Annotated in this window: 8 protein-coding genes; 5 read left to right on the top strand and 3 right to left on the bottom strand. The window is 41.6% G+C overall.

The window, feature by feature from the left end:
• Window positions 1–25 precede the first annotated feature (25 nt).
• Complete coding sequence (locus tag ACXAC4_RS05000; RefSeq protein ID WP_475159492.1) at window positions 26–2,404, top strand: bifunctional diguanylate cyclase/phosphodiesterase; 2,379 nt, start codon at window positions 26–28, stop codon at window positions 2,402–2,404.
• A 67-nt stretch (window positions 2,405–2,471) separates the two neighbouring features.
• On the opposite strand, the gene metE is transcribed toward ACXAC4_RS05000, so the two are convergent.
• Complete coding sequence (metE, locus tag ACXAC4_RS04995) at window positions 2,472–4,745, bottom strand: 5-methyltetrahydropteroyltriglutamate--homocysteine S-methyltransferase (protein ID WP_475159490.1); 2,274 nt, start codon at window positions 4,743–4,745, stop codon at window positions 2,472–2,474.
• Window positions 4,746–5,040: 295 nt separating this feature from the next.
• Between metE and ACXAC4_RS04990 the strand changes: the two genes are divergently transcribed.
• The 3 genes from ACXAC4_RS04990 to ACXAC4_RS04980 all read left to right on the top strand — a co-directional run bounded on the left by ACXAC4_RS04990 (window position 5,041) and on the right by ACXAC4_RS04980 (window position 7,295).
• Window positions 5,041–5,928 (top strand): LysR substrate-binding domain-containing protein, encoded by an 888-nt coding sequence (locus ACXAC4_RS04990; RefSeq protein WP_058029305.1) that lies wholly within the window; start codon window positions 5,041–5,043, stop codon window positions 5,926–5,928.
• 69 nt (window positions 5,929–5,997) lie between these two features.
• Window positions 5,998–6,762, top strand: a complete 765-nt coding sequence (locus ACXAC4_RS04985) for a YdcF family protein (protein WP_475159487.1) — start codon at window positions 5,998–6,000, stop codon at window positions 6,760–6,762.
• A gap of 170 nt (window positions 6,763–6,932) precedes the next feature.
• Window positions 6,933–7,295: a hypothetical protein gene (locus ACXAC4_RS04980; RefSeq protein ID WP_058029303.1), complete on the top strand. Its 363-nt coding sequence runs from the start codon at window positions 6,933–6,935 to the stop codon at window positions 7,293–7,295.
• 123 nt (window positions 7,296–7,418) lie between these two features.
• Here the strand turns inward: ACXAC4_RS04980 and ACXAC4_RS04975 are convergent, their stop codons facing one another.
• Both ACXAC4_RS04975 and ACXAC4_RS04970 read right to left on the bottom strand, forming a co-directional pair.
• Window positions 7,419–10,592, bottom strand: a complete 3,174-nt coding sequence (locus ACXAC4_RS04975) for an amidohydrolase family protein (RefSeq protein ID WP_475159484.1) — start codon at window positions 10,590–10,592, stop codon at window positions 7,419–7,421.
• Window positions 10,593–10,674: 82 nt separating this feature from the next.
• Entirely contained in the window at window positions 10,675–11,505 is an 831-nt protein-coding gene (locus tag ACXAC4_RS04970) for a M90 family metallopeptidase (RefSeq protein WP_475159482.1), read from the bottom strand.
• A gap of 111 nt (window positions 11,506–11,616) precedes the next feature.
• Between ACXAC4_RS04970 and ACXAC4_RS04965 the strand changes: the two genes are divergently transcribed.
• On the top strand, window positions 11,617–13,944 hold the full coding sequence (locus ACXAC4_RS04965) for a helicase-related protein (protein WP_475159481.1): 2,328 nt from the start codon (window positions 11,617–11,619) through the stop codon (window positions 13,942–13,944).
• Window positions 13,945–13,973: the final 29 nt, after the last annotated feature.

The following is a 13,973-nucleotide window of genomic DNA, read 5'->3' as shown; positions in this document are numbered from 1 at the left end:
CCATGGACCAGAATGAATATTGTGCATGCTTTCGAATAACAACAAATTAGAATCAAAAACCGAACAGCTCAGCATTATAAATCAATTTTCATCTTCGCTTTTGCAAATCACCCAGCTAGATGAACTTTTTGATTATGTAACTTCTCAAGTAGTAAGTCGTTTAGGCTTTGTCGACTGTGTTATTTATCTTGCAGATGAGCAGGCTGAATTCTTAGAAGAAGTTGCATCTATGGGTGTCGCGCATCAAAGCATCGATTACCAAGTTGCCCAGACTCGTATTCCAATTGGTCAAGGTATCACCGGGCATGTGGCCCGAACGCAAGTCCCTTTTGTGTCTGGGGATGTTAGAAAAGAAGCAATGTATATTGCCGATTCTCGCCCTGCCCTTTCAGAAATTTGTGTGCCTTTAGTTTATGAAAATACCCTACTCGGGGTAATTGATTGTGAACACCCTGAATTAAATTATTTTACCGATGCACATCTACAAATACTGTCTACCGTTGCTCATTTATTAAGCGCAAAAATATATCAGGTTCGTACACTTGATAATTTAACAACGACAGTAAGACAATTAAACCAAGCGCAACAACTTGAACAATGTTTATTAAAAATTGCCAACATCGCATATAAGTCAGCCGATCTAAATGCATTTTATGATGATTTATATCAAATCATTAATACTCAGTTACCCGCGGAAAATTTTTTTATTGCACTTTATAACCGCAAGTCAGATGTCTTAGAAATTAAATACCTTATTGAAAGTGAATTAAAGTGTTTAGCAACGCCAAAAATTTCAAAAGATCAATTAAAAGATTCCGCGTCGTATTATTTGCTGAAAAGTAATAAAGCGCTGCTGTGTGATCAAGCTCAATTTAAACAGCATATTGAAGACGGACACTTTAAAATGCTCGGTCGTTCGCCACTTTCTTGGTTGGGTGTGCCTTTTACCGTTAATGAACAGTATCAAGGTGTTATTGTGTTACAAAGCTACCAAAAACATAAAAGCTTTGAAGAACACGACTTAGAGATTCTGACCTATATAAGCCGCCAAGTAAGTATGGCCATTGATCGTCAAATTTCTCGCCAAGCTCTTGAACATAGAGCATTACACGATGAGCTAACTGGTTTGGCAAATCGTTATTTATTATTTGAACGTGTCAAACATGCCATATTGGCTTTAGGCCGCGCCAAACAAAAAAACCTTCATTGCTTGCTTTACTTAGATCTTGACCGATTTAAAAGTATTAATGATTCTCTCGGTCACGATGTCGGCGACCATTTTCTTATTGCCATTGTGGAAATGATCAAAAGCTGTATTCGAAAAACAGATACCTTTGCGCGATTGGGCGGTGATGAATTTGCGATTTTCATGGAAAATGTTCAGGACAAACACCAAGTAGAATTGGCACTTGAGCGCATCACCAATGCAATTGCAAAACCTTTGCATATTGATGGTCATGTTTTGCAAGCATCTAGTAGCATTGGGGTGGCATTTACAGAAAGTGCCCAAGATAATGCGATTTCATTACTACAACAGGCCGATGCTGCCATGTATGAAGCCAAGTCTCGTGGTCGAGGCCAAGTCTGTTATTTCAATAACGCCATGCGCCGTAAGCTAAAGCGTCAAGCCGATATTGAAAATGACTTACAACATGGCATCAAAAACAATGAGTTCGAGCTGTTCTTTCAGCCTATTTTTGCTTTGCAAGACCCCCATATTGTCAGCTTTGAAGCGTTGGTAAGATGGCATCACCCAAAAACTGGCTTTGTACCACCTAATGATTTTATTCCTATTGCAGAGCAAACAGGTCAGATCATTGACCTAGACTTGCACCTATTGGAACTTGCAGGCGCACAGTTACAAAAATGGCGTCGCGCGGGTATGCCGACAATTCGAGTAACCGTCAATGTCTCTTCTCGTCACTTTGCCAGTCTTGAGTTTGTAGAATTTATGAAAGAGATCTACACCAAATACCAGTTACCCAATGGGACATTGTGTTTAGAAATAACAGAATCTGGTTTAATTGAAAACCTCAGCCTAGCAACGCGAATTATTGAAGGATTAGAACCACTCGGTGTAAAACTTTATCTAGATGATTTTGGTACGGGCTATTCGGCGCTAGGTTATCTTCATCAGTTACCGATCCATGTACTGAAAATAGATAAGAGCTTTGTGGATCAATTAACACAAAAAGAGAACCCCTTGGTAGATGCTATTTTATCTCTAGCCCACTCTTTAAGGTTAACTGTGGTTGCTGAAGGTATTGAGAACCCAAAACAATGGGCGCTACTAAAACGTAAAGGTTGCCAATTTGGTCAAGGCTATATTGTGTCAAAGCCACTGCCAGCAGATAAAGCCATGGAATTGTTACTCAAACATACAGAGATGGTGCTACCGATTTAAAAGTGATCTTCCACTAAAATCAATAAAAAAACCTGCATTAAGCAGGTTTTTTATCTTCTAGCTAATTTTATCCTAGTTCCTTTCTTAGCTCTTTGGTCGCTTTCACCATATTATCAAGTGCAGTTCTGGTTTCTTCCCACCCACGAGTTTTTAGACCGCAATCAGGATTCACCCACAAACGTTCAACTGGGATCTTCTTGGCGGCTTTATGGATCAAGGATTTGATCCAAGCAATGTCTGGCACGTTTGGGCTATGAATATCATACACTCCGGGACCAATCTCATTTGGGTAAGCAAAATCTTCAAAAGCATTAAGTAGTTCCATGTTCGACCGAGATGTTTCTATGGTGATCACATCAGCATCCATATCGGCGATTGCACCAATAATGTCGTTGAACTCTGCATAACACATGTGCGTATGAATTTGCGTTTCATCTTTAACCCCCGATGCCGACACTCTAAATGCATATGCAGCCCAATCAAGGTAACTTTGCCATTCACTTGCCTTTAATGGCATGCCTTCTCGAAATGCTGGTTCGTCAATTTGTATGATATCAATTCCCGCGTTTTGTAAATCGACGACTTCATCTCGAAGTGCTAATGCGATTTGATTTGCAATGCTTGGCTTGTCGAGATCATCTCTAACAAATGACCAAAATAAAATGGTGACAGGCCCTGTAAGCATACCTTTCATTTTCTTAGTGGTTTGCGCTTGCGCATATTGCGTCCAGTTCACAGTCATTGGCTTTTCTCGAGATACATCGCCCCAGATAATAGGCGGTTTAACACAGCGAGAACCATAGCTTTGCACCCAACCAAATTGCGTCAATGCAAATCCTTCGAGCTGCTCACCAAAATACTCAACCATATCATTACGCTCAGCCTCACCATGCACTAGCACATCGATATCAAGCGCTTCTTGCTCTTCAACCGCATAACGGATCTCCGCTTGCATTTGGTTTTCGTACTCTGCGGCTGAAATAACACCGGCTTTACACTCTTTTCGTGCTTGGCGAATGGCTTGCGTCTGTGGAAAAGAGCCTATGGTTGTAGTTGGTAATAAAGGCAGTCCTAATACGGCTTGTTGCTTTTTAACACGTTTGGCAAATTCACTTTGTCGCTTTGCGTGCTCGGCAGTAAGTGATGCCACTTTTTCTTGAACCACAATGTTATTTACGCGCTTAGAACTCGCTCTGGCTTTTACGGACGCAGAATATAAATCTAAAGTTGTTAGTGCTTTATTCCCAATGGTCGTCTTAAGTAGCTTAAGTTCTTGTGCCTTTTGTTTTGCGAACGCCAACCAAGAACGTAATTCAACATCAAGCTTTTCTTCTTGATCTAAATCTACTGGGCTATGGAGTAATGAACATGACGGTGCTAACCATAAATTATCACCACGACTTTGTGCTATGGGCTCGATTTGATCATAAATAGAAGACAGGTCTGCTCGCCAAATATTACGGCCATTGATAACCCCCAAAGATAAAACTTGGTCGTCATTTAAAAGCTGGTTTAACTTTGCAAGATCTTGCTCACCTGCCACACAATCAAAATGCACGCCTGCAACAGGATATTGCTGAATATCTTCATAGTAATCTTTTACTGAATCAAAATAACTGGCGAGTAAGATCTTTACACCTTGTTTGTTAAGTGCTGCTAAGGAAGTATCTAATGCACTGCGATACTCATCTGACAGCTCAAGGGCAAGTATTGGCTCATCAATCTGTACCCATTCAACGCCAAGTTCAGACAGCTTTTGTAATACTTGCTGATAAACCGGTAGTAACCTCTCCAGAAGCAAAAGCTTATTAAACGGCTCATCTGCACATTTGGCTAAATACAAATAAGTTATAGGTCCTACCAAAACAGGTTTAACTTTATAACCAAGACTGTGTGCTTCAACGACTTCTTCAAACAATGCTTGCCAGCTAAGTTCAAAAGTTTGCTCTTCAGAAAGCTCGGGTACTATATAGTGGTAGTTGGTATTAAACCACTTAGTCATTTCACTCGCAGCACAAGCACAACCACTTGGCGCTTTACCTCGACCTACTCTGAATAATGTATCTAGGTCAACACTACCATCAGTATTTAAATGACGCTTTGGTGTAGCCCCTACTAATAAACTGGTATTGAGTACATGGTCATACCATGCAAAATCGCCAACCGGGAGTAATTCAATGCCCGCTTCAGCCTGTATCGCCCAATTCTCGGCTCTGATAACTTTGCCTTTCTCTAGTAACTCGGCCTGAGTGAGCTCGCCTCGCCAATACGCTTCGACTGCAAATTTGAGTTCACGTTTTTTGCCAACTCTAGGAAAACCTAAATTATGAATATGCGCCATGCTCTTTCCTTAAAATTATACGGATGTTTAGATGGCTAAAAGTATTAACATGAGATAGGATGAAGACAATTGATGGTTTTTCAGTTTTAACATGAACAAAATTAATCAAATAAAATTGTAAAAAATATGATCAAAACATGACAACGCTGTCAAAAATAGTGTTATAGTGATTTTGCTAATTAAACACAGTTTTATGCTGTTTTTATAAACTAGCAAACACGGAAATTAAAGTTATGCAGTTCAGGAATAGGTGAACTCTGAATTTTGCTCACTCTAAGAATGAGATTTATTGAAGATGATAGATATTAAACATTTAAAAACCATTTCAACGCTTAAAGAAACCGGCTCGCTCGTTAATACAGCCCGTGAACTGTTTTTAACTCAATCAGCTTTATCTCATCAAATTAAAGACTTAGAGAATAAATTGGACTGTCAGCTGTTCGAAAGAAAAACACAACCGGTGCGTTTTACCCCACAAGGTATGCTACTACTAGAATTGGCCAACGAAGTGTTACCAAGAGTAGAAGCAACCAAGTGTCGATTAAAAGAAAGCCTCAATCAGCCAATTTCTCAACTGCGCTTAAGTGTTGAATGTCACGCATGTTTCCATTGGTTACTGCCGACAATCAAAGAATTTAACAATTTCTGGCCTGACATCCATGTAGATTATGAGCGCGGGTTTAGCTACGACGCTATTCCTGAGCTACTCAACGATGATTTAGACCTAGTGTTAACTTCTGACATTCGTGAAGCCGATAAGCTGGAATACGCACATCTTTTTGATTTTAAGTTGAAGCTGATTGTATCGCCTGATCATGAACTGGCTAAAAAAGCCTACGTCACAGCGCTAGACTTAAAAGACGAAACCATTATTTCGTACCCTATTCCAAAAGAGCGCCAAGATATTTTTAAGCATTTTATTCAAAATGCACGCTTTGACGGTACATTAAAAACGGTGGATCAAGGATTACTTATTTTCCAGTTAGTCAGTGCCGGTATGGGTGTTGCCGCTCTTCCTGATTGGTTAGTAACACCTTATGAAAGCCAAGGGTTAATTAAGTCTATTCCGCTGGGCGCACTGGGTTTAAATCGTCCGATGTATTTAGCAATGAAGAAAAATATGAAAGACAACCCTGTCTATCGTCACTTCTTAAATACGTGTAAGCAAAGTAACGGACGATAACCACAGAAATCATCTGGTTGTCTTACTGATTCTATTTTAAACTAGCCCAAACTCTCTTTGGGCTTTTTTATGTTTGAAATCAAAAAGATCATCGGCGGCCTCTTGATGCCCTTGCCACTCACCTTAATTATCTTGTCACTGTGTTTATTATTTATCGCAAAGCAGAATAAAAAGTCATACTTAATTGCTTGGCTTTGTGTTTTTGCTACTTGGTTTATAAGTACACCTTACGGCGCAAATCTGTTGATTGAACCTGTTGAAAAGACACAAGCGCCTTTTGATATTAAAAAACACAAAAAGCTCGACTATATTGTTGTACTTGGCTGTGATGTCTATGCCAACAGCCGTCTGCCAGCAAATGGCCAACTTGGTGGCTGCGCGTTATCACGTTTAGTTGAAGGGCTTCGTCTGGCAAATGCATACCCACAAGCCAAACTGATTGTCTCAGGGTATGGCTTTGGTAAAACCACAGGCGCTGATTTAATGGCAGAGACTGCTACAAGTTTAGGTATTGCCAAGCACCGAGTGTCGACCAACCCAACAGCTAAAGACACAGCCGATGAAGCAAAACTACTTGCACCAAAATTAGTCGATAGAAAAGTTGCACTCGTCACCTCAGCAAGTCACATGGCCAGAGCCAGTGATTTATTTTATGTGCAAGGGGTGGATGTGTTTAAAGCTCCAGTGCAATTTTATACTTATACAAATACCTCTACTTATAAGCTTTTTATTCCAAATTCAGGGGTATTAAAAGCGGTTACCAGCCACTGGCATGAAGTCATAGGTAAATCATGGATTGCGTTAAGACGATTCATTAACCCTGAAGCTTTATGAATCAGTGCTTAAAAATACGTTAAAATGCTTACTTTTACAGCGCTTTATCGCAATTTAGATGGCTAAAAGTAGAGAAATGGCGCAAAAAATTGAAAATTAGCCCAATTTTCGGTATAAATGCGCCTTTAAATTAAACCCGCGTATCCGCGTATTAACGACTAGGATCTACGATGAGTAAACTTGATAAAACTGAAGTATTAAGCGCTTTTGAAGCTGCATATGAAGCTGCCCATGGTAAAAAGCCAGAAATCACAACTAAACCTGGCTGGTACAGCATTGATGGTGGCAAAAACATGCGCCTTGCAGATGTTGCAGCACTAACAGAAGAGCTTACTTCTGGTTCTGCGGCTCCTAGCCAAGAAGCGGCTCCTGCTAAAAAAGAAGCAAAAAAACCAGCAGCGCCTGCGAAAACTAAAAAAGCAGCATTTACTGTTGTTAAAGCTAACGAAGAAGGCTACACACCAGAAGAGTTCTGGATTATCCGTCTTGCTGAAAAAGAGCATGACTGTCGCCTTCCACGTGGTGTGGTTTAATCCCCACTCACAGTTAGACATAAAAAAACCGCTTTACCGCGGTTTTTTTATGTCTGGATTTTAATATTGTCAGATTAAAATCAAGCAGGAGTGAGACCTAAACCTCACTCACCAGTCAAAAAATTACTCTTCGAAGAATAACTTCTCGCGTTTTTTAGCACCGACTTCTTGCATTGTAGACGCATCAAATAAACGACCATTGATCATGGTATGACTGATCTTGTCCGTATCTCTGATGTTATCTAGTGGGTTTTTATCTAGTACGATTAAGTCAGCTAATTTGCCCGCCTCAATTGAACCAATGTGTTCATCAAGACCAATATGCTTAGCCGGATCAATCGTAGCTGCACGCAATGCTTCATGTGGCGTCATGCCACCTTGTGCAAACATCCAGATTTCCCAGTGTGCCGCTAGGCCTTCACGCTGACCATGTGCTCCTAGATTCACAAGTGCACCTAAATCTTGTAATTCAGCAGACACACGCGCGTTGTTGAAGTGATTATAGTGGTGATCTGGTGACTTAATACGACGCATTGAACGTGGTAGTAATTGGTTCTTAGGCACAAACTTACTTAATCTTGGGTGAGCCCACACATCGGTTTTATCGTACCAGTAGTTTTCACCCCAAATACCGCCATAAGCCACACCTAACGTTGGTGTATAACCTACATCAGTCTGCGACCATAACTGCTTAATGTCATCATAGATATGCGAGACAGGTAACGAGTGCTCAATACCAGTATGACCATCAACGACCATAGTGAGGTTGTGTTGTAACAATGAACCACCCTCAGGCACAACCATCATGCCTAACTGACGACCCGCTTCAACTACTTGCTGACGCTGTTCACGACGCGGTTGGTTATAAGACTTCACACTAAAGGCACCGACTTTTTGTAAACGCTCTAAGTGGAACTTAGCATCGTCTAATGAATCTACGTGAGATGTATAACCCGGCATATTCGCACCGTACAAAATTGTGCCGGTTGAGAAAATACGTGGTCCAACAATTTTACCTGCTTTTTGCATTTCGCTGGCTGCAAAGATCTCTGTGGTATCGTTAGATGGATCGTGAATGGTTGTTACACCTAAAGATAAGCCCGCAAAGTTCTTCCAGTTTTGCTCTGGAATGATCTCGTTACTGCCTTGCGCACCGTGCGCGTGTACATCCACCAGCCCAGGTAAAATAGTTTTGCCTGTTACATCAATCACTTTTGCGCCCTTTGGAATACGCACATCAGCTTGTGAACCCACGGCTTTGATGTGCTTGCCATCTGTCAGCACCACACCATTTTCGATAACTTGCTCACCTTTCATGGTGACAATCGTTGCGCCAGTTAACGCTATCATGCCTTTTGGCTCGGCCATTTTCTGCTTGAAACCAATGTTTGTGCCACTGGCCACTTTAAAGTCAGCATCTTCAGCTTTATTGATATCAAACATGCCTGCAAGTGACGCATGATAAAGCTCAGGTCCTAGACTCCAATATAGTTTATCGCCTTTAGCACTCCATGAAATGCCCTCCCCCGCTCTGACAGATAACTGCTCAACAGGGAATTGTTTATCGCTTGGAGAGATATTAATGGTTTTGCCACTTTCTACAAATGGCGTCACAAATACCTTAAAACGTTCAGCAAATGCGAGATATTTACCATCCGGAGATACGCGGTATTCAGTCGCATGTTTTGATTCGTATAAAACCTGTGTTTTCTTCGTCTCTAGGTTTACTGCGCGCAATTGCGGTTTAGGCCACCCAGCCATTACAAAAATACGGTCGTTTCTGTCAGCAAACTGAGGTTGGAACCCAGACTCAGTGATGAGCTCGGACTCACCACCTTTACTTGAAACTTTGTAAATACCCGACTTTAAAGACCACTCAGGCGTTAAAATCGAACTGCCTGAAGTTTTACGGTACACCACAGTATCGCCATCAGGGCTAAATGTGGGCTCTACATATTTACCCGGCTGTTTAGTAACGGCTTTACCACGACCTGAGCGCGCTGATACAACACGTACCGAGCCCTGCTCTTTGTCATCCCAAGTGACATAAACAATCTTTTTGCCATCTCGAGAAAATTGTGGGAAGAATTCAAAATGATCTTTTTGCTTAGTCAAACGCTTAATTTTGCCAGACTCAAGATCTCTTTTGTAAATATGACCCATGGCTTCAAAAATGGCCGTTTCACCGTCAGGAGAGACTTGTACGTTACGAAGCATTTTCACATCAAATTCAGGCTCATCAATGTCCTGTGCAAAACGTAATGCCTTTTGAAGCTTTTTGGTGGTTTCTACTTTAAAAGTAATTTCTTCAACTGACTTGTCTTTCACTGCCAGCTTATGAATTTTACCACCTGCCCAGAATACCAAATGTTTTTGATCTGGTGTCCATGCAATGGTTGGATATACACCGTGAATGGCCCAAGTCTCTTGCATATCACGCTCAAGCTCACCATAAAGCTTAGTATGCTCACCTGACTCTAAGTCATATAAATAAAGGCTTGATTGAAAATCGTCACGTTTAATATATGCCAGTGTTTTACCATCTGGTGACGGGGTTGGACGAATGGCACCGCCCATACCCGATAAGATCACCTCGATCTCACCTGTTTCTCTGTCTAAACGCTTAATTTTATAAATGCCTGCCACTGAATCTTTTGAGTAGTGGAAAGTTTTTCCCGGTGTGGCATCTTGTGAGAAATATACATAACGTCCATCTGGCGAGAACGCAGGTTCGCCTAAATCTTTTTGCTCATTTGGACGCTTAGTGAGTTGAACACCATTGCCACCGCTTTTGTGGTACATCCAAACTTCACCTGCACCTAAAGAGCGAGTACCGGTAAAGTGCTTACGTGCCACAATAAAGTTACCATCTGGACTCCAGGCAGGGCTGTTTAATAAGCGAAAAGTTTCTTTGGTAACGGCGGTTTGCTCTGATCCGTCGGTCTTCATCACCCAAATATTGTCACCACCGCCTTGGTCTGAAGTAAAAGCAATATACTGACCATCAGGGCTAAAACGTGGTTGCATTTGCCAACCAATGTCTGAAGTTAACTGTGTGGCTTTACCGCCTTTCATCGGCATAGTGTAAATGTCGCCAAGCAAATCAAATACAATGGTTTTACCATCTGGGCTGACATCAACATTCATCCAAGTACCTTGCTCTACTGATACTTTCGCATCAAAGAACTCACCTTGCGGCGCATCAACTTGCCATTTTTCTGATTTTTCTGCGGCCTGTGCACTGCCTAATGCCAATGACACAGACAGTGCGAGCGCACTATAGAGCTGTTTTTTCATCTTGTTGTCTCTCAGTTATCATTACAACTGATTGCAACAAAATTTCGAATGATATGCCAGAAAAAGCCACCAATTGCAGATTTTATCGACGGTACCAATTACGGGGATCAAACTGGTAATAATCCGTCAGTAACGTGAATAACTCCGGGTCGTATTGCTTCAGCTCAAACGGTTTTTCTATGAATGTCTCGGTCAGCACCGCAAAAAATTCCGCCTCATTGGTTGCCCCATAACTATGCATAACATGATGCATGCCGTAAGCCACATGACTTTTCAAGTTTGAAAATGCACGAGTAAACACTTTACCCCATTGTTGGTACATGGCCTCTGAATGTAACTGAGGTGTACCATTCGTTTGCCCTGTTTGCTGATCGAGCTGATGGGCAAATTCGTGAAATACCAGATTATGACCATCTTCAGGTAATCTATGCCCTTCAATGACGTTATCCCAACTTAAAACCAAAGTACCACCGGGCCAAGATTCCCCTTGTCTAACCGAAGTATGGTAATTAACCAGCCCTGCCGAATCGCGACTTTGCTGTGGCGCATAGTAGCTACTGGGATATAACAGCACTTCTTTCACATTTGGATATAAAGGCCAAAGGCTGTTCAGTACCAATAAACAAGCATCGGCAGCAATCAGTAAGGCCATAGCACGATTCACTTTTAAACCATCGCGGCCTAACACGCGCTTTTCACCTAAAAACCAAACAATGTGATTTTCGAGCTTTTCACGATCTTTATCGGTCATATTACGATAGATAGGCATATATTTAAGTAAGATCTGCTTATCTTGCTCTGACAGGTTTTGCTCAGCATATTTATGCTGCCAATATTGCCTCATTACATCATGCCAACGCCAATAAATAACCACAAAGGCGACAAGTGCCAACATCAAGAAAATATTTATCATGTGAATTCTCTTTACTCTACTAATGAGTTAGTAGGTACGAATTGCAGCGATTTCAATATAGCTTTGATAAAATCAAAGAAACTTAAAGATTATAAGATAGAACACTCTGCCATGACTTTACCCATAGCCCAGATAGAAGCTGATTTTCACGCTCATATTGATTCTTCTCCGCTTGTGATCAGCGCAAGTACTGGTTCAGGTAAATCAACGTGTTTACCCATTTGGGCAAAAAAAATTGGCCGAGTGTTGGTAGTACAACCTAGACGTATCGCCTGTACGTCACTTGCAGAATATTTGGCTGAACAAAGCCTACAACCGCTCGGAAAAGAAATTGGCTACGCCATTCGTTTTGAAAGTCACTTTGATGAAAACACCCAAGTTGTATTTGCCACACCCGGTGTTGCACTCCGGTGGTTTTTCGAATCTAAATTAAAAGCGTTTGATGTGGTCATGCTTGATGAATTTCACGAGCGTCGCTGGGACATGGATTTGCTGCTTGCTCTACTTAAAAGTCACCAAGCCCATAAACTGATTGTCACCTCTGCCACACTAGATACACAGCCTTTATGTAATTATTTACACGCAACGCACCTGCACAGCGAGGGAAAAATGTTCCCTGTCGAAGAGACTTTTATTGCAGATGATATGCGGGCGATGCCAAGCAAACATGACTTAGCCCCAAAGGTATATCAAGCTTGCGCTCAAGCATTGCATGAAACCCAAGGTGATATTTTGGTGTTTTTACCGGGCAAAGGCGAAATTCAAAGTGCCGCGAGTGCGCTCAAGGAGTTAGATGCCATTGTCATTGGTTTGTATAGTGGTTGTCATAAACCACAGCAAGATTTGGCGCTTAAACAACAATCAAAACAACGTATTATCTTAGCAACCAATGTCGCAGAAACGTCATTGACCATCCCCAATATTACCTGTGTGATTGATTCAGGCCTTGAGCGTCGCACCCATCTTCGCGGCGGTAAAACAGTACTGGCACTAGAAGCCATAGCTGCGGACTCTGCAAAACAGCGACTTGGCCGCGCAGGTCGAACTCAAGCTGGTAGCTGCATACGCTTATACGGTCAATATGCGCCACTAATAAAAACCACACCGCCAGAAATTCACAGGGAAGCCTTGTCTGAACTGGTATTGGCGAGTGCTTGTGCAGGATACAACATACATACATTACAATTTTTAGAGCCATTGCCAAGTAGCTCGTTAAATACCGCCATTACACAATTACAAAAAGTCGCCGCCCTTGATGGCGACTTAAACGCCACTGAACTGGGTAAAGTATTATATCCGCTGCCCATAGACGCAGAATATGCATACTTAATTACGCAGATGCCAAGCGGAGTACTAAAACAAGCCATGATCGACGCCATTGCCGTTTTAAGTGTGCCAGCAAGGGTTTATCAGCTACCGAATAATTCAAAGCAACTCGAAGAATTAAACAAGACCCTACCCAATCATTGCGATCTAGAATTAGCTATTAATCTACTTAGAGGTAAAGCCCCTCATGTAAATGTCGAACAAAACGCATTTGAAGAGGCCAAGCAATTTAGCGAACAACTACGAGAGGCCTTTTCATTACCAGAGCTGAGTAAAGCCGCGAATTTTGATAGGAATTTACTCTTACAACATATTGCTCAAGCCCGACCTGATTTACTTTACATAAAAAGAAATAATCGACGCGGTGCTTTTGGTAACGGTCATAACGAAGTGATCCCAGCCAAAGAATCTCGCATTAACGACAAAGCGCAAGCAATGATAGTGTTAGACACGTATGCCATGGCTGGTAAAGGCACAAAACAAGCCATGACGCTGGCAACCTGCGCCGCGCCAATACCACTTAGCCTTATTAGTGAATTTGCGCACTGCGAAACCACACTCAACAACGCTGCAATCATTGACGATGACATCATGGTGAATATCAGCCTTATTTTTGCCGGGGTAGAGCTTTCGTCAGAACTTGAGCCTGTTACCTCAGAGACACTTATTCCCGCCTGTGTCGAGCTCATTCTCAATAATCAATTAATGCCAGATGTTGCCGAGCAAGTTACTGAGATGATTGATTTTCATAATCTATATAACCAATCAGAAAATATCACAGAGGCACTACCAACAGCCGAGCAATACTTGAAAGAAACTTTGACTGATTTGGGTATTCGTGAACAAGATGACTTGACTTTAATCGAACCCGAAGACTTATTTTATCAAGGCATCGAGTCTTGGTTAATAGAACCGTTTAAAGAAAAATACCCGCTTAAAGTCGATTTACCAGAGTTAAAACTATCGGTTGAGTATTTCTTTAAAGCAAAGCGTTTAACCCTGCACTATGAGAGCGGCGCGCGCAAAGATGCACCTAAAAGATGGGAATTGCCAGCTTGGCAGGGATTTAAAATTCAGTATAAAAAGGCAAGTAAAGTGGTTGATGTGAAATAAAAAAACCCTCGAATGTTTCGAGGGTTTTT

The organism is Pseudoalteromonas sp. AWM4_233, from assembly GCF_056158285.1.
The sequence above is the reverse complement of the archived record's forward strand: the minus strand, read 5'-3'. Positions and strand labels throughout refer to the sequence as shown.